Raw genomic sequence first — 14,741 nt, forward strand, 5'->3', positions numbered from 1 at the left:
CGGAAATAGCGCAGGCCAAGGTCGTAGGCGGCCTTCGGCTGGGTCTTCGCGGTTTGCTTGAGCGCGGCGATGCGTGGATCGTCGCGGTCTTGCGTATCGTCCCTTTTTTGATAGGAGACCTGATCTTTAGGGCGATCGGAACAACCTGTGTCGTCGCAAATCCGTACCGTGCCGGCGGTGATCGACGGATCCTGCGCGCACGCGGCCAGCAGCAACAGCAGCCCCGGTGCGAGTAAACGGCGATACATGGGTACTTTCCTCAAGTTTTATTGGCGCCGCAATGCTTCGAGCTATCCCACCCCGCGAGCTCGTACCCGGTTTGCGTGCGGCGCAGCGGATACAATTCCATCCGCCAACGCCGACACGCATCCAAGGCTCTCTCAGGCTCTCTTCGAATCGTTCCGTCACTGTTTCATTGCCGCCGCTTTTCGCTGCCCGACCGTGGCCGGCATCGATCTCCAAACATGACGCAACAAACAATAGTGACGTGGTGAGCAATAATAATGGAGAAAAAAGACATGTCAAGGTCCATCGCGCGTTTAAAGTTTGCGTGACGCGTCAGCTTTGATATGCTCTTCCTCGCCCAAACCCTTGGAGACCCCATCGAGATGTCCACCAACGAGCAGGCCAACGTCGATCTCATCACCGCCAACAAGGTGCGCGATCTCCTGAACCGGAACGGCATTCCGCCGCGCAGTCACAACACGACGATCGCGAACGTGCTCGGCCTGAGCTTCTCGGTCGTCACGCGCAAGATGAAGGGCCTGATCCCGTGGAACCTGTCGCAGTTGCAGGACATCGCGACGCACTTCGGCGTGCCGCCCGCGATCCTGCTCGACGACAAGGGCACGCAGCCGGCCGCGGCCGAGATGATCGACGCGACGTTCGTGATCGAATCGAAGCGCTTGCGCTGCCGCGCGGCGATCTCGACGAAGGCCACCAGCCAGATCGAAACGGATTTCGTCGCGCTGCAATGGCAGGGTGAATGGATCGTCACCGAACGCCAGCACGCGCGCGAGGGCCGTACGTATCCGGTCGACGTGATCGAGCTGCGCTCGGCGCAACCGAACGTGTATGCGGCGCGGATCGCCGTGGTCGACGATTCGCACGACGTCGCCGAGACGGTCTGTGAATATTTCATCGAGAAAGGCGTGAACGCGATTCCGTACTTCGACGGCGCGAGCTTCCGCAAGGCGCTGGAAGTCGAGGATTTCGACGGCTACATCCTCGACTGGATGCTCGGCGATCAGACCGCCGCCGAACTCGTGCGCGGCATCCGCGCAAGCGAGAACAGCGGCGCGCCGATCTTCCTGCTGACCGGCAAGATCTCGACCGGCGAAGCGAGCGAGGACGAGATCGCGCACATCGTGTCGCACTACAACGCGCGCTGCGAAGAAAAACCGGTGCGCCTGCCGATCCTGTTTGCGGAAGTCGCCCGCGAACTGAAGCTCGCGCTGCCGACGGCGGCGAACTGAGAACCGGGCACCGAGCACCGAGCACGAGACCGGAACGACAACCCGCTGCACGAACCACCAGACCGAGGAAAAGACATGCGCGTTTCAACCATCTGGACCAAAAGCCTGCTGACGGCCTGCCTGCTCGGGATGGCCGCCGCGACATGGGCCGCGTCGTCGTTCACGTTCACCGTCGACGGCAAGATCAGCAAGAGCAACCAGCAAGGGAAGATGACCTACGTCTTTTCCGAGCAGGCGCTGATGGCGCTGCCGCAGCATACGATCGTCACGTCGACGAGCTGGACGCCGAAGGCGACCTTCACCGGCCCACGCCTGTCCGACGTGCTGAAGACGGTCGGCGCGCACGGCACGCAGATCGAATTCCGCTGCATCGACGAATACACGTTCACGATTCCCGTGTCCGATGCCGCCAAATACGGCGTGATCCTCGCGCGGACGATGAACGGCAAGGTGCTCGGCAACGACAACTACGGCCCGCTGTGGATCATGTATCCGCGCGACCAGTATCCCGACGAGCTGAAGACACCGCTCGGCGAAGCGAAGTTCGCGTGGCAGATCATCGGTCTGACCGTGAAGTGACATGACGCGGCGGCGATGGAAAAATAGAAAGATCATCCTGATCCTCGGCTCGCTGTGGATCATGGGATTCACAGCGTGGGCGTTCCTGCTGTGGGATCTCCTCGCCACCTCGGTCAACGAGGGCGTACTCGAGGGGCCGCGCGAAGGCGTGTTCTGGACCGCCGCGCAATACCGCAACGTCTACACGCGCTTCGACCGGCAGCTGATTCTCTACGCGACGCGCGAGGACGACGATTTCGATCACGTGCAGATGCAGCTCGACAGCCTGTCGGTGTCGTTCGGGTTCCTGCAGCGGCCGTCGGAGGTGTCCCAATACTGGCTGCGCATCCCGCGCGCGCGCAACGAGATCGACGCGCTCGGCGAATTCATGACGCGCCTGAAGCGCGAGGTGCCGCTGCTGCGCGACTCGCCGAAGCAGGCGCGGCAGGTGATCGACGAAGTCAATGCGTACTGGCCGAAGGTCAACGGCCTCGCGAACTACTTCCGCGCGATCGAAATGGCGCAGCGCGATTTCACGTTCCATCAGCTGAAGGAAAAGCAGCGCGCGATCCTGATCCTCGGCATCGTGCTCGGCGTGATGCTGTGCGCGCTGTTCCTGCTGCTGTTCTATACGATGCGCACGCGCGACGACCTGCTCGAGCGGCAAAACGCGGCGCTCGACGCGGAACGCAAGGCGTCCGATCGCGCGTTCGAGATGATCGAGGCGAAGAACGCGTTCCTCGGGATGGTCAGCCACGAACTGCGTACGCCGCTGCAGGCGATCTGCGGATCGATCGAGATCCTGCTCGCACGCCCGCAGTCCGACGCGAACCTGAAGACGATCCGGCGACTGCAGAATTCCGCGCTGTCGCTGGAAGCGCTCGTCAAGGACCTCACCGACTACATCAAGCTGCGCTCGACGAAGCGCGTCGCCGAACTCGATACCGTCGGCATCGCGCCGCTGCTTGCCGAGGCGCTCGAACCGCTGCGCGAGCGGATCGCGACGAAACGGATCACGGTCACGCAGCGCGTCGAGCCACCGGGCCTCGCGATCCGGTCCGATCGCAAGCTGCTGCGGCAGGTGCTGTCGAACCTGATCGAGAACTCGGTCAAGTACACGGCCGGCGGCTCGATCACGGTGGCGATCACGCTCGCCGACGCGCCGGCCGGCCAGCAGGTGAAGATCGCCGTGCGCGATACCGGCGCCGGCATCGCGAAGCAGCATCTGTCGAAGATCTTCGAGCCGTTCTATCGCGCGAACGACGCGGTCGGGCTGCACGTGGACGGGATCGGCATGGGGCTCGCGGTCGTGCGCGAAATCGTGACGACGCTGCGCGGCCATGTGGACGTGCGCAGCGCGGTCGGCGAAGGCAGCGAGTTCGTCGTGACGCTGCCGGTCGAAGTGCCCGGCGTCGATACGGCCGGCACCGCAGCCGGCGACGTGCCCGCGCTGCCGCCCGTGCTGCCGCACCGCGACCGGCGCGCGCTGGTGGTCGACGACAACGACAACGCGCGCGAGACGCTCGGCGCGATGCTGTCTGCGCTCGGCGTCGAGGCCGATCTGTGCGGCACCGGGCAGGAAGGCGTCGCGCGCTTCGGTACGGGCCGCTACGATCTCGTCGTGCTCGATCTCGAACTGCCGGACCTGAGCGGATTCGACGTGGCGCGGCGCATTCGCGCGATGGCGGAGCCCGGCGACGACGGCCGGCATCCGGCGATTCTCGGTGTCAGCGCGTATGAATCGGCCGCGTTGCGCGAGAACAAGCGGACGTTCGACGCGTTCCTGCCGAAGCCGGTTCACCTGCGCGAACTCGGCGCGCTCGTCGAGAAGCTGCTCGCTTGAGCCGCGCGTATCCGTCCGCTTGCCTGCTCGCCGGCTTTGGCTACTCGCCGATCAGATGCAGCACGATGTCGCGCCGGTGCGCCGCGCGACGATGCTCGAACAGATAGATCCCCTGCCACGTGCCGAGCACCATGCGCCCGTGCTCGACCGGAATCGACAGTTGCACCTGCGTGAGCGCCGTGCGCAGATGCGCGGGCATGTCGTCGGCACCTTCGGTGTCGTGCTCGTAGCGTGTGTCGTCCTCGGGCGCGAGCGTCGCGAAATAGCGTTCGATATCGCGCTGCACCGACGGATCCGCGTTCTCCTGGATCAGCAGCGACGCCGACGTATGACGGCAGAACACGGTGAGCAGGCCGGTGCGGATCGCCTGCTGGTCGACGAACGCGCGCACCTGCTGCGTGACTTCGACGAGGCCGCCGCCGCGTGTATCGACGCCGACGTGCGTGATGGCCTGTTGCATCGTCGTGACCTCAGGCCAGCGCGGAGAAGCCGTCGGCTTCGATCTGTTTCGCGTCGGCGGGGCGAACCACGCGCGCGACTTCGACCCCATCGCGCAGGAATACCAGCGTCGGCCACAGCTTCACCCCAAACGAGCGACCGAGCGGACGGCCGGGGCCGTCCTCGATCTTCAGGTGCCGCACGGCAGGATGCGCGGAGAACGACGCCGTGATCGCGGGCTGCGCGCCTGCGCAGATCCCGCACCAGTTCGCGCCGAATTCGATGACGGTTGCGCCGCCCAGTGCGTCGACTTCCGCGCGGGTCGGCGCGTTGGCGGTGTAGCGTTGCTCGGTGTCCATCAGACCCTCGTGTGCGTTGGCGGAACGTGACTGCGCGCGCCGGCGCGATGCGGGCGGGTGCAGCCTTCGATTGCTTACTGTAGCGGAAAAGGCCGCGCGGTGCCGGCTCGGTCCGGCACGGTGCCGGCGACGCCTGTGCGCGCGTTTCGTAAATGACACGCAAGGTATCGCAGCCCCGACATCGAGCGCGCGCGAAGCGAGCCGGACGGTGTCGTTTCACGCCAGGCCGCTCACTCTGCCGCGCGGTGATACATCGCAACGTATCGTGCCCGCGCAATCACTTTTCCGTGCATCTGATATGCAACGAGGGCCGGGCTCGACGTGGCGTTCACGTCGATACTTGGAACGGCAAGCGCCGACGCCGTAACGATGTATCGGTGCGACGCTCCACGAGGCGGGCAAGGCCCGCCGTATTTCGGCGCCCCGAAGTCGGTCAGCGTTTCGACGGCCCCCACCGGCATCCGCTTTGGATTGCCGGAGGCGCCCTTTTCGATCGACGCTTCCGACGCCGGGATATTGACGACGCCCCAATGCGCCCAGCCCAACCCGCCGGTCGGGGCATCGGGGTCGTGAATGGTCACGACGACGCTTTTCGTTCCGCGAGGAAGATGGGACCACGATATGCGTGGCGAGACGTTGCCGCCGTGGCAGCCAAATCCGCCGTAGACCTGTTCATTCGCGAACTGGCCATGGTTCAGGTCATCGACTTTAACGGAGAACACGCCCGCAACGGCGATTGTCGGCACGATCGACAAGAGCATCGCGGAGCAGATGGCCGATCGTGAAAAGAAACTGAATTTCATGGTGTGCTCCGTTGAAAAGGAGAGCGTTTCCGCGGCAGGCAAGAACGATCCAGCCGAACGAAGCGAACGGGTTGCCGGCTTCGTTGCGACCGATACGTCGGGTTGGACCGGGGACAAGCCGTGTACAACCCGCGCTGCAACAAATTGTAGATTTCGGCTCCTGGCGTTTGTAGCGCCCCCAACGTGCTCACCGTGTTGCCTTGATCGCAACAATTGACGACGGGCAAGCCTCGAGAGTGCGATCGCGACCGTCGCGCCTTGCGGGACGTTCCCGCTCGCCTGCAATCGACCGACGTGCGCATCGACGATCGAAAACCAGCACCGAGGACGAACGACATTAGCGGGTTGCGCTCCAATGTCGCCGGTGCAGGCGCCATCATCCTCAATGACATCCGTCACTTCACGACATGTTCGTGCTGCGTCGCGGCAAACCTGCAAGCAGCGCCAGTGTTCCGGGGAAGAGTCGACGAATTCGATGGTCCGCCCCTGTGCAAACACTCGGTTCCGTCGAAAAGAGCATCGCGGCGAATCAGATAACATACAGGCGACTACCTTTCCATGATCGAACCGACGGAGTGTTTTCAGTGATTCAAGCGACCTCAGTATTCAAGGACAACCTCGCGCAACTGCCGGCCATCGACGGTATCGCGCGCATCGATCTCGCCGGCGCGAACGGCGATGTGGTCGCGACCATCGAGAACCAGCCGGGCAAGCAGGGCTCGCTCGCGGTGTACAACTATCTGAAGCAGGTATTCGGCACGCTCGACGCGAAGGCGGCCGAACACGGCCTCGCGGTGTTCGCCGAGCATACGGCCGACGCACGCAATCGGCCGGGCGCGCACCCAAACGTCGATCGTCTGCTGGCGATCGTCGCCGGCGGCGAAGCGCTGCGCATCGACGTCGTCGCGAAGGGCTGACCCGTTGACGGCGCGCATGCGGAAAACCGCGATCGTCGCGTCCGTATTCGCTTCTCCGGCGACCGCCCGCGTGGCGCGCTTCATTGCTCTGGTCTCGGCTCACCGCTTCGCCATGACCAACGCGATCGCGGCCGTTGCCTTGACCGCGCTCGGTGGCACCGCTTCCGCTGGTCCGCCGCGGACGGCCTCCGAGATCGCCGGCGCGTCGCTCGTGCCGCTCGGCGTGCTGCCGCATGCGCCGGAGAAGGGTTCGCTCGATCCGTTCTGCGCGCGATATCGCGCGAAAACGACTACGGCGGCCGGCCGCGAGGTCGCGCAGCGCGACTGGATCGTGACGTCCGAGGCACCGCTCGGGCGCTACACGGTCGTCACGTTCGCGAGCGGATTCAACGCCGGCACGAGCGCGATCTGCTTCGCGCGCAACGGCAATATCGGCGTATTCGACGGCGCGACGCTCGTCGCGCTCGCCTACACCGCACGCAAGGCCGGCTGGCAGCTCGGCTCGGCCGATCGTCTGGAAAACGGCGCGCTGCTGATCTGGGGCGGCGACGGCCCGGCGCCGCCCGTCGGCGAACTGCACGAACAAAACGGCGAACTGCGGCTGACTCCCGTCGCCGCCGAAAGCACACACTGCAACGGCCGCGCGGTCGTGCCGAACGTGTACGGCAAGCCGCTCGACGCGGCTCGCAAGATACTGATCGCGCATGGCTGGCAACCGCTGCGTCCGCGCGATAAACCGGACGCGATGGACGGCGCGACGACGCTCGCGAAGCACGGCATCGTCGAAGCCGAAGCGTGTTCGGGCACCGGGATGGGGTATTGCGCGCTGCGCTACCGGAACGCGGCCGGCGTGCTCGGCGTCACGACGGTGGGCGGCGAGCCGGATCGGCCTTCCGCGAATACCGTGATCGACTATCAGGTGGCCTGTCGCAAACAGTGAGTGGCGTGCACGCCGCGCGTGCGCGATGCACGCGTCGCGCGATCCGTGCCGTCCGGCCATCGTCCGTTCGCTCGATTGACCGGCCTCGCGCGCCCTCCTAAACTGACTTCCCTTTTCCGCCGCACCCGCAAAAGGGACTGCCATGATCGCCCTCTCCACGCTCGCGCTGTTCTCCGGCGCGTGTCTCGCGCTGACCGTTACGCCCGGCCCCGACATGTTGCTGATCGCATCCCGCAGCGTGAGCCAGGGGCGGCGCGCCGGCTTCGCGACGCTCGCGGGCATCCAGGCCGGCACCTACTGCCACGCGCTCGCTGCCGCGTTCGGTCTGTCGCAGCTGTTCGTCGCGGTGCCGCTCGCGTATGACGTCGTGCGCTTCGCTGGCGCCGCCTATCTGCTGTATCTCGCGTGGAAGACCTTCCGCTCGGATGCGACCGCGCTGTCGCCCGTCGCGTCGCAACGTCGGCGCTCGACCGCGACGATCTTTCGCCAAGGGCTGACGACGAACCTGCTGAATCCGAAGATGGCGTTGTTCGTGCTCGCGCTGTTCCCGCAGTTCGTGCGGCCCGAGCACGGCTCGATCGCCGTGCAGATTCTCGTGCTCGCGACGGTGCTCAACCTGATCGGGATCGTCGTGAACGGCGTGGTGATTCTTTCCGCGAGCCGGCTGAGCCCGCGGATCGGCGCGCGCCGCCGGCCGTCGAAGGTGCCGCAGTATCTGCTCGGGTCGGTATTCGTGGGGCTCGCGGCGCGGCTCGCGGTGGCGGGGCGGAACTAACGCCGTCGCGATTCGTGGTACTCGGTCCACGCTGACACCGAATCACACGGCCTTCCTGAACCGGTTTTCCCGAGCGCGCTTGGGTCCGTACATCGTCACCGATCTCTCCGACCGAAGACAGGCGGTCGCGAACTCCCCTCACGTCTGACCACCGCGCTTGTCCGCCTTTGCGGACGGCCACCGCTCTCGCATTTTCATAACATATTTGTTACCATGCCAACTCATGGTTACGAGATCCAGTTCTTCAACGAGCGTGTAGCGGCGGGCGTCGCGTCGTTGCCGACTACCCTGCTTGCCCGGTACTTTGCACTCGCTGACCGCATGGAACGGTACGGCCCGAATCTCGGGGAGCCGCACTCCCGATCGATGGGAAATGGCCTGTACGAAATGCGATTGAAAGGCGTGGAAGGTATTGCCCGAGTGTTTTACTGCGCGATCGTCGAGCGGCGTATCGTCATGCTCCACTGCTACGTGAAGAAGACGCCCAGGACGCCGCTGAAGGAACTGGAAATCGCGCGTCGTCGATTGAAGGAGGTTCGGGATGGCAACGTATAAGGAACTCCGCGAGCGGGCATTGGCCGACCCCGCCGTGCGTACGGAATACGAGCGATTGAATCGCGAGGAATTCGCGCTGCTCGACGCGATGCTGGCCGCGCGGCGAGAGGCTGGCTTGTCGCAAGCCGATGTGGCGGAACGAATGGGCACGAAAGCGCCCGCCATTACTCGACTCGAGCGCGCGCTCGCCACGGGGCGGCATTCCCCGTCCATCGATACGCTGCGCAAATATGCGGCGGCTTGCGGCAAGACGCTCATGATCTCGTTCGCCTGAATCACGCACCACATCAAGCCTCGCAGCGCATCGGCGAATGTACGGCCGCTCCCGGATCGCGCGTGTTCAACCATCCGCCTCGCGTTCGCGCGTATCCGCGACGACACGCAACTTGTCGCTCTCGAACAAGCTCGCCGGCGTCACCGTGCGGCGACGCCACGGAATCCGGCCGAAGTACCAGATCTTCCAGAAGCCGAGCGGATGACCGGGATTCCGGCGCAGCAGCATGTCGAAGGTCTCGACGTCGCCGAGCACGATCCGCGTGGCATCGCGCACGATCTCGCGCACGAAACGCGAGCAGAACTGCCGGCGCGACGCGAGGTTGAAACCCGTGTCGTACACCACGCCGATCCTGCGCATCGCCGTGTCGACAAGCCGCCGCCGCTGCTCTGCATCGAGCGGCTGCTTCATCCGCGCGATCACGCATGCGCCGCGATCGGAGCGCGCGAGAAACCGCGACATCGTCGTCACGCGCGATAGCGGGAACGTGCTCTCGGCAACGAGCGGTTCCCCGTCGCGCTCGCCGACGACAATACCCACGTGATTCGTCCAGGAACGCGTCGCGTTCGCCACTTCGAGAAACGGCCGCACGGTCACGCGGATGAACACGATGTCGCCGATCTCGGGCTCGGCCGGCAACGACCGTTCATTGCGACGGGAAGCGCCGACGGAGAAGAAACGCCGCCAGTCCGCGCCGGGCGAGCGGATCATGAGCGGCTGGCAGCCGGTGTCGACAACCATACTGACCTCGCGCAAGTGGATATGGCGCGAGCATGTCAGTAGCGGCCGGGCTCCGCATCCGCTTCGTGTGCGAGGCGAGGTATTCGCGCCGCCCGGTGGCGGATTTCGATACCGGCGTGAAGCGGCGCGCGGGCACGGCTGCCGTCAGCGCGTCGCCCCCAGCGCGACGCGCAGCCGCTCCATCAACTGCGTGTAATGCCGCAGCACGTCGTCCTTCGGCACGACATTCGCGGTCGCAAAACGCTCGGACCACACCGGCTTCCACTCATACGAACCGTGCACGCTGCGGTCGCCGTCGGGCGCCTGGATCAGCGAGCGGATCCGCGCGTCGCGGCCCGGCCCCGTGTGCATTTCGAACAGCGCATGGATGAACGTGTGATACGCGTCATACACGTCGTCGTCGAACAGGTAGCGGTAGATGTGGAACGTGCGGTCGAGCTCGCGCTTCGCGCGGATCACGTCGTCCGGCGAGATGTCCTTCCAGTAGCCGATCCACGTGTAGAAGCACAGCAGCGCATTGAGCTGCGGCGCGACCGTGTCGTACAGCGCGAGCCGCTTCTCGATCAGCCGCTGGTTGGTCCACTGCACGAGTTCGAGCCGCTTCAGCCGGCGCGCGACGAGCCAGCCGAGACAGGCGACCGACAACGGCGTCAGCACGCCGAGCACGAGCTTGACGATTTCCAGCGAATTCCATGGCGTATTGAATGGCTGCATGTAGGGCTCGACAGGAAGAAACGCATTCACGGCGACGCACGACCCGGCGCGCCACGCAGCGCCGTTCGGCCGATCGCGTCGGCATTGACCGTTAGTTGCTTGCGCATCGAACACCGCATGACTGCGCCGGCAATGCATGCGATGCGACTCGCTCTGTCAGTTTATCGGGCGATTGTCACCGCGGCATGACCGCTCGCCGACACGCCGCCGCGCTACCGCCCTGCTTCAGGTCGGTAGCGCCGACGTGAGCTTGACCTTCTGCATCGGAATGTCGGTCTTCACGCTCAGCACACCGGGGATACGCGTCAGGTATTCCATCTGGAAGCGCCGGTAATCGTCGATGTCGGCCGCGACGACGCGCAGCAGGAAATCGCAGTCGCCGGCCATCAGGTGGCATTCGACGACTTCCGGCATCTGCTGGACGGCCTCGGCGAAACGGTTCACCGATTCCGCGTCCTGCCCCTTCAGCCATACGCGCGTGAAGATCGTCAGCCCCTTGCCGACCTTCGCCGGGTTCAGCACGGCCACGTATTTCTCGATCACCCCGGCTTCCTCGAGCAACCGCACGCGCCGCAGACACGGCGACGGCGACAGCCCGACCTCGTGCGCGAGCTCCACGTTCTGCATGCGGCCGTCGCGCTGCAGCGCGCTCAGGATCCGGCGGTCGATAGCGTCAAGTTTCATTTGGCATCCGATTCCAAAAAATGCTGGTATCCCACGCTCAATGCCAAATTCTGAGAAAAATCTGGCGACAACGCAACCCGATTCGAGTCAAAAAAGCAGACAATCCCTTCCCCGAAGGAGGAGTAATGAGCAGTAGCGTTTCAACGTCGTCCGGGCTTCGCGACAGGCCCGCCTATGTCGCCGAGATGGGTCGCGGTTTGCGCGCGGCGCTGCCCGTCATGCTGGGTTTCGTGCCGTTCGCGCTGGTGCTGGGCGCGCAGGCCGCGCAGAAAGGGCTGAGCCTGTTCGAGGTGCCGATGATGACGGGCCTGAACTTCGGCGGCGGCTCCGAATTCGCGGCGATCCATCTGTGGACGTCGCCGCCGCACATCGCGCTGATCGTCGCGATGTCGTTCCTCGTGAACTCGCGCCACATCCTGATGGGCGCCGCGTTCGAGCCGTATATCCGTCGCCTGCCGCGCCGCCGCGCGTTCGTCGCGCTGTTCTTCATGTGCGACGAGAGCTGGGCGATGTCGCTCGCCGACGCGCGCGAGCGCTCGGCGACGCACATCAGCGTGTCCTATTACGCGGGCATCTGCATCGGGCTCTACCTGACGTGGATCTCGATGACGACGCTCGGCGCGGCGGTCGGCCCGACGATCGGCAACGTCGAACAGTACGGCTTCGACATGGCGTTCACGGCCGTGTTTCTGGTGCTGCTGCGCGGGATGTGGAAAGGGGTGCGTGCGAGCCGCCCGTGGTTCGTGAGCCTCGTCGTCGCGGCAGCCACCCATCTCGCGCTGCCCGGCGCGTGGTATGTCGCGGCCGGCGCCGGCGCGGGGCTGATCGCCGCGCTGCTGTGGGAGCCGCGCGATGCCTGAGCTTCCGGATTTCGGCACCGTCGCGACGATCGTGCTGATGGCGTCGACCACCTACCTGTCGCGCATCCTCGGCTACGTGCTGCTGCGCAACCGCACGCTGAGCCCGCGGATGGCGTCGGTGATGGAAAACGTGCCCGGCTGCGTACTGATTTCGGTGATCGCGCCGGCGTTCGTGTCGACGCGCCCGGCCGACCTGCTCGCGCTCGCGATCACGCTCGTCGCGGCGACGCGCCTGTCGATCCTGCCGACGGTCATCGTCGGTGTCGTGTCGGCCGGCCTGCTGCGTTATCTGCTCGGCTGAGCGGGTTCGGCTCGCCACACCGGCACGCACATTCGACGACACGATAAACGGGCGCGCGATGCACCCGTTTTCGCGTCCGCGCCAGCCGGCACCCCGGGCGTGACACGACGATCCTCGCGCCGGAGTGCTAGCCTTGTGGCTTGCGCCACGCCGCACTCCCCACTCATCGCCCTTCACGAGGATCGTCCCGATGCAAGCAACCCGCCCGCTGTTCGACCGTGTCCTGCTCACCAACGACGACGGATTCGACGCGCCCGGCCTCGACATACTCGAACAGGTCGCCACGCCACTCGCGCGCGAAGTGTGGATCGTAGCTCCAGCCGAGGACCAGAGCGGCACGTCGCATTCGCTGAGCCTGCATGAACCGCTGCGCGTGCATCGCAAGGGCGAGCGGCGCTTCGCGGTGCGCGGCACGCCCGGCGATTGCGTCGCGATCGCGGTCAGCCACCTGATGAAGGGCGCGCGGCCGGACGTCGTGCTGTCCGGTGTGAATCGCGGCGCGAACCTCGGCACCGAAACGGTGTTTTCCGGCACGGTCGGCGCGGCGATGACGAGCATGCTCGTGGGCGTGCCGGCCCTCGCGCTGAGCCAGGCCTTCATCGATCGTCACGCGGTGCCGTGGGGAACGGCGCTCGCGCATGCGCCGGACGTGATCCGCCGGCTCGTCGCCGCCGGCTGGGACAGCGACGCATGCCTCAACGTGAATTTCCCGCCGCGGCCGGCCGACGACGTGCGCGGCCTGAAGGTGACGAACCAGGGCGCCGGCACGCTGCAGGGCGTCGAGATCGTGTCGGGACGCGATCCGCGCGAGATCGACTATCACTGGCTGAAGCTCGCGCGCGCACCGCGCGACGACGATGCGGATTCGGAAACGGTCGCGCTCGGCGAAGGGTATATCTCGGTCACGCCGCTCAAGTTCGAGCGCACGCACGATCAGGCGCTCGCGCGGCTGCGGTCAAACCTCGGCTGATCGCAAGCGCCTTCGAATGGCGCCGCCGGTTGCGCATGCGATGCCGCCGCGTGACCGCATCACGTCAGATTCAACCCGCCGTCGAGCATCACGATCTCGCCCGTCACGTAATCGGACGCGACGAGCATCGCGACCGTCTGCGCGATATCGTCCGGCGTCGCCGCGCGGCGCATCGGCGCGCGTTCGCGCCAGAGCTGCTGCGCGTCCGTCCAGTCGGCGGTCAGCGGCGTATCGACGAGCCCCGGCGCGACCGCATTGACGCGAATCGCGGGAGCAAGCGTGCGCGCGAGCAGCCGCGTCGTGTGATTGAGTGCAGCCTTCGCGGCCGCATACGGAATCGACGCGCCCTTCGGCCGCACGCCTGCATGCGAGCTGACGTTCACGACGCACCCGGCCCGCCCGCGCGACGCCGACTCGCGCAGCGCGGCCTCCGCTTCGGCCACCAGCCGGAACGGCGCGATCACGTTGATTTCGTGCATCTCGCGCCACACGTCGGGCGTGGCCGCCGCGAGATCGTCATGCGGAATCACGCGGCTGACGCCCGCATTGTTGACGAGTACGTCGAGCCGGCCGTGCACCGCGAGCGCGTCGCGGATCAGCCGCACGCGTTCGGCATCGTCGGCGAGATCGGCCTGCACGTACGCGCCGCCGAGTTCGCGCGCCATCGCGCGGCCGGTGTCGGCCGAACTGCGCGAATGCAGGATCACCACATAGCCGTCGGCCGCCAGGCGACGCGCGACGGCCGCCCCGATCCCCGACGTCGAGCCGGTGACGAGCGCGACCGGCCGGTGCACGCGCGACGCGCGCGGCTCGCCGGCGGCTTCGGTTTCTGGAGCGGTTTCGGTTTCGGCGATCGGGGCAGACATCGGCGGCAGCGGCGCGTCCATGGCGTGGGACCTTGTCAGTGGCGTTCCCGCATCATAAGCGCGACGGGGTCGCGGGAAGCGAATTCATCCTCATTGGCCGAACGGCCTGCTCCGGTGATACGTGCAATCGACCGTCACGGCCGTTTCGGCAACTCGACATACTCCTCGAGCTCGCCGGCGATATAAAGCCGCTTGCCGATTCGCGGGTATTCGCACACGTCGTGCTCGAGCCGCTGGCCGCCGACGAGCAGCTCGAGCGGCGCCTTGCCGGTGTTCTGCACCGTATGCGCTTCGCCGCCGCGCGGAAAGCCGATGAAATCGCCGGGCCCGATTTCACTGGCGTGCTCGCCGATCGTCACCGCGCCGGTGCCGGACAGCACGTACACGAACTCTTCTTCGTACAGGTGACGGTGATACTCGGCCGATTCGTGACCGGGCATCAGCGTGAGCAGGTGAACGCCGAATTGCGTCAGGCCGGTCAGGTCGCTGAGCTGCCGCTTGAGACGTACGGCATTGGGATTGAGCGAATGCACCGCGCGCGTGGGTTCCATCTTCGCGATATCGGCGGCCTTCAGCAATTCCCGGGGACAGGGAGTCGACATGGGGAACTCGCAAGCGTGAATGCTTCGGTTGGACGCGGTGCCGGCGCGGCCCGCGCGGAATGGCTA

At 65.8% G+C, this 14,741-nt stretch carries 19 protein-coding genes and 1 pseudogene; 11 read left to right on the forward strand and 9 right to left on the reverse strand.

Translation table 11 applies throughout. The annotated features are described in order from the left end of the window. A pseudogene (locus tag A9Z05_RS24065) lies at window positions 1-248 on the reverse strand (sel1 repeat family protein); the annotation flags it as partial. Between the two features lie 360 nt (window positions 249-608). Between A9Z05_RS24065 and A9Z05_RS24070 the strand changes: the two are divergent. The 3 genes from A9Z05_RS24070 (at window position 609) to atsR (ending at window position 3,876) form a co-directional block, all read left to right on the forward strand. Continuing rightward, window positions 609-1,475 (forward strand): helix-turn-helix domain-containing protein, encoded by an 867-nt coding sequence (locus A9Z05_RS24070; protein WP_069620316.1) that lies wholly within the window; start codon window positions 609-611, stop codon window positions 1,473-1,475. Between the two features lie 75 nt (window positions 1,476-1,550). Beyond that, a complete protein-coding gene (locus A9Z05_RS24075; RefSeq protein WP_069620317.1) occupies window positions 1,551-2,054 on the forward strand; it encodes a molybdopterin-dependent oxidoreductase in 504 nt (167 codons plus the stop codon). A gap of 1 nt (window position 2,055) precedes the next feature. After that, window positions 2,056-3,876: a hybrid sensor histidine kinase/response regulator AtsR gene (atsR, locus tag A9Z05_RS24080; protein WP_069620318.1), complete on the forward strand. Its 1,821-nt coding sequence runs from the start codon at window positions 2,056-2,058 to the stop codon at window positions 3,874-3,876. A 40-nt stretch (window positions 3,877-3,916) separates the two neighbouring features. Here the strand turns inward: atsR and A9Z05_RS24085 are convergent, their stop codons facing one another. From A9Z05_RS24085 to A9Z05_RS24095, 3 genes are all read right to left on the reverse strand, one after another. After that, on the reverse strand, window positions 3,917-4,336 hold the full coding sequence (locus A9Z05_RS24085; protein ID WP_069620319.1) for a secondary thiamine-phosphate synthase enzyme YjbQ: 420 nt from the start codon (window positions 4,334-4,336) through the stop codon (window positions 3,917-3,919). 10 nt (window positions 4,337-4,346) lie between these two features. Continuing rightward, window positions 4,347-4,673: a thioredoxin family protein gene (locus A9Z05_RS24090; protein ID WP_069620320.1), complete on the reverse strand. Its 327-nt coding sequence runs from the start codon at window positions 4,671-4,673 to the stop codon at window positions 4,347-4,349. 230 nt (window positions 4,674-4,903) lie between these two features. Continuing rightward, on the reverse strand, window positions 4,904-5,476 hold the full coding sequence (locus tag A9Z05_RS24095) for a YbhB/YbcL family Raf kinase inhibitor-like protein (protein ID WP_069620321.1): 573 nt from the start codon (window positions 5,474-5,476) through the stop codon (window positions 4,904-4,906). Between the two features lie 584 nt (window positions 5,477-6,060). Between A9Z05_RS24095 and A9Z05_RS24100 the strand changes: the two genes are divergently transcribed. The 5 genes from A9Z05_RS24100 to A9Z05_RS24120 all read left to right on the forward strand — a co-directional run bounded on the left by A9Z05_RS24100 (window position 6,061) and on the right by A9Z05_RS24120 (window position 8,937). Next, entirely contained in the window at window positions 6,061-6,393 is a 333-nt protein-coding gene (locus A9Z05_RS24100) for a DUF2322 family protein (RefSeq protein WP_069620322.1), read from the forward strand. A gap of 112 nt (window positions 6,394-6,505) precedes the next feature. Continuing rightward, window positions 6,506-7,333 carry a hypothetical protein gene (locus tag A9Z05_RS24105; RefSeq protein ID WP_069620354.1) on the forward strand — a complete coding sequence of 276 codons (828 nt, stop codon included), beginning with the start codon at window positions 6,506-6,508 and terminating at the stop codon, window positions 7,331-7,333. Between the two features lie 142 nt (window positions 7,334-7,475). Then, the gene (locus A9Z05_RS24110; protein ID WP_069620323.1) at window positions 7,476-8,108 is read left to right on the forward strand and encodes a LysE family translocator; all 633 of its coding nucleotides are present in this window, start codon (window positions 7,476-7,478) and stop codon (window positions 8,106-8,108) included. 213 nt (window positions 8,109-8,321) lie between these two features. Next, on the forward strand, window positions 8,322-8,663 hold the full coding sequence (locus A9Z05_RS24115) for a type II toxin-antitoxin system RelE/ParE family toxin (protein ID WP_069620324.1): 342 nt from the start codon (window positions 8,322-8,324) through the stop codon (window positions 8,661-8,663). After that, window positions 8,650-8,937 (forward strand): helix-turn-helix transcriptional regulator, encoded by a 288-nt coding sequence (locus tag A9Z05_RS24120; protein ID WP_069620325.1) that lies wholly within the window; start codon window positions 8,650-8,652, stop codon window positions 8,935-8,937. The genes A9Z05_RS24115 and A9Z05_RS24120 overlap by 14 nt, the downstream gene beginning before the upstream one ends. Window positions 8,938-9,003: 66 nt before the next feature. Here A9Z05_RS24120 and A9Z05_RS24125 read toward each other — a convergent pair whose 3' ends face one another. The 3 genes from A9Z05_RS24125 to A9Z05_RS24135 form a co-directional block, all read right to left on the reverse strand. Beyond that, on the reverse strand, window positions 9,004-9,678 hold the full coding sequence (locus A9Z05_RS24125; RefSeq protein WP_069620326.1) for a YebB family permuted papain-like enzyme: 675 nt from the start codon (window positions 9,676-9,678) through the stop codon (window positions 9,004-9,006). Between the two features lie 144 nt (window positions 9,679-9,822). Continuing rightward, window positions 9,823-10,392, reverse strand: a complete 570-nt coding sequence (locus tag A9Z05_RS24130; RefSeq protein WP_069620327.1) for a hypothetical protein — start codon at window positions 10,390-10,392, stop codon at window positions 9,823-9,825. 225 nt (window positions 10,393-10,617) lie between these two features. Beyond that, the gene (locus A9Z05_RS24135) at window positions 10,618-11,076 is read right to left on the reverse strand and encodes an Lrp/AsnC family transcriptional regulator (RefSeq protein WP_006486309.1); all 459 of its coding nucleotides are present in this window, start codon (window positions 11,074-11,076) and stop codon (window positions 10,618-10,620) included. A 125-nt stretch (window positions 11,077-11,201) separates the two neighbouring features. Between A9Z05_RS24135 and A9Z05_RS24140 the strand changes: the two genes are divergently transcribed. The 3 genes from A9Z05_RS24140 to surE all read left to right on the forward strand — a co-directional run bounded on the left by A9Z05_RS24140 (window position 11,202) and on the right by surE (window position 13,207). Beyond that, window positions 11,202-11,936: an AzlC family ABC transporter permease gene (locus A9Z05_RS24140; RefSeq protein ID WP_069620328.1), complete on the forward strand. Its 735-nt coding sequence runs from the start codon at window positions 11,202-11,204 to the stop codon at window positions 11,934-11,936. Next, the gene (locus tag A9Z05_RS24145) at window positions 11,929-12,237 is read left to right on the forward strand and encodes an AzlD family protein (protein ID WP_069620329.1); all 309 of its coding nucleotides are present in this window, start codon (window positions 11,929-11,931) and stop codon (window positions 12,235-12,237) included. Before A9Z05_RS24140 ends, A9Z05_RS24145 begins: the two co-directional genes overlap by 8 nt. 190 nt (window positions 12,238-12,427) lie before the next feature. Continuing rightward, window positions 12,428-13,207 (forward strand): 5'/3'-nucleotidase SurE, encoded by a 780-nt coding sequence (surE, locus tag A9Z05_RS24150; protein WP_069620330.1) that lies wholly within the window; start codon window positions 12,428-12,430, stop codon window positions 13,205-13,207. 59 nt (window positions 13,208-13,266) lie between these two features. Here surE and A9Z05_RS24155 read toward each other — a convergent pair whose 3' ends face one another. After that, window positions 13,267-14,094, reverse strand: coding sequence for an SDR family NAD(P)-dependent oxidoreductase (locus A9Z05_RS24155; protein ID WP_069620331.1), 828 nt, complete (start codon window positions 14,092-14,094; stop codon window positions 13,267-13,269). Window positions 14,095-14,207: 113 nt separating this feature from the next. Beyond that, window positions 14,208-14,675 carry a cupin domain-containing protein gene (locus tag A9Z05_RS24160; RefSeq protein ID WP_069620332.1) on the reverse strand — a complete coding sequence of 156 codons (468 nt, stop codon included), beginning with the start codon at window positions 14,673-14,675 and terminating at the stop codon, window positions 14,208-14,210. Window positions 14,676-14,741: the final 66 nt, after the last annotated feature.

This window comes from Burkholderia sp. A2 (genome assembly GCF_001729305.1).
In the GTDB taxonomy this organism is placed as follows: Bacteria; Pseudomonadota; Gammaproteobacteria; order Burkholderiales; family Burkholderiaceae; genus Burkholderia; species Burkholderia sola.

What these genes read in the sequence shown, in the direction of transcription:
- A9Z05_RS24070 (WP_069620316.1), top strand. Translation starts at nt 609, where the DNA reads ATGTCCACCAACGAGCAGGCCAACGTCGATCTCATCACCGCCAACAAG.
- A9Z05_RS24075 (WP_069620317.1), top strand. Translation starts at nt 1,551, where the DNA reads ATGCGCGTTTCAACCATCTGGACCAAAAGCCTGCTGACGGCCTGCCTG.
- atsR (WP_069620318.1), top strand. Translation starts at nt 2,056, where the DNA reads ATGACGCGGCGGCGATGGAAAAATAGAAAGATCATCCTGATCCTCGGC.
- A9Z05_RS24085 (WP_069620319.1), bottom strand. Translation starts at nt 4,336, where the DNA reads ATGCAACAGGCCATCACGCACGTCGGCGTCGATACACGCGGCGGCGGC.
- A9Z05_RS24090 (WP_069620320.1), bottom strand. Translation starts at nt 4,673, where the DNA reads ATGGACACCGAGCAACGCTACACCGCCAACGCGCCGACCCGCGCGGAA.
- A9Z05_RS24095 (WP_069620321.1), bottom strand. Translation starts at nt 5,476, where the DNA reads ATGAAATTCAGTTTCTTTTCACGATCGGCCATCTGCTCCGCGATGCTC.
- A9Z05_RS24105 (WP_069620354.1), top strand. Translation starts at nt 6,506, where the DNA reads ATGACCAACGCGATCGCGGCCGTTGCCTTGACCGCGCTCGGTGGCACC.
- A9Z05_RS24110 (WP_069620323.1), top strand. Translation starts at nt 7,476, where the DNA reads ATGATCGCCCTCTCCACGCTCGCGCTGTTCTCCGGCGCGTGTCTCGCG.
- A9Z05_RS24115 (WP_069620324.1), top strand. Translation starts at nt 8,322, where the DNA reads ATGCCAACTCATGGTTACGAGATCCAGTTCTTCAACGAGCGTGTAGCG.
- A9Z05_RS24120 (WP_069620325.1), top strand. Translation starts at nt 8,650, where the DNA reads ATGGCAACGTATAAGGAACTCCGCGAGCGGGCATTGGCCGACCCCGCC.
- A9Z05_RS24125 (WP_069620326.1), bottom strand. Translation starts at nt 9,678, where the DNA reads ATGGTTGTCGACACCGGCTGCCAGCCGCTCATGATCCGCTCGCCCGGC.
- A9Z05_RS24130 (WP_069620327.1), bottom strand. Translation starts at nt 10,392, where the DNA reads ATGCAGCCATTCAATACGCCATGGAATTCGCTGGAAATCGTCAAGCTC.
- A9Z05_RS24135 (WP_006486309.1), bottom strand. Translation starts at nt 11,076, where the DNA reads ATGAAACTTGACGCTATCGACCGCCGGATCCTGAGCGCGCTGCAGCGC.
- A9Z05_RS24140 (WP_069620328.1), top strand. Translation starts at nt 11,202, where the DNA reads ATGAGCAGTAGCGTTTCAACGTCGTCCGGGCTTCGCGACAGGCCCGCC.
- A9Z05_RS24145 (WP_069620329.1), top strand. Translation starts at nt 11,929, where the DNA reads ATGCCTGAGCTTCCGGATTTCGGCACCGTCGCGACGATCGTGCTGATG.
- surE (WP_069620330.1), top strand. Translation starts at nt 12,428, where the DNA reads ATGCAAGCAACCCGCCCGCTGTTCGACCGTGTCCTGCTCACCAACGAC.
- A9Z05_RS24155 (WP_069620331.1), bottom strand. Translation starts at nt 14,094, where the DNA reads ATGGACGCGCCGCTGCCGCCGATGTCTGCCCCGATCGCCGAAACCGAA.
- A9Z05_RS24160 (WP_069620332.1), bottom strand. Translation starts at nt 14,675, where the DNA reads ATGTCGACTCCCTGTCCCCGGGAATTGCTGAAGGCCGCCGATATCGCG.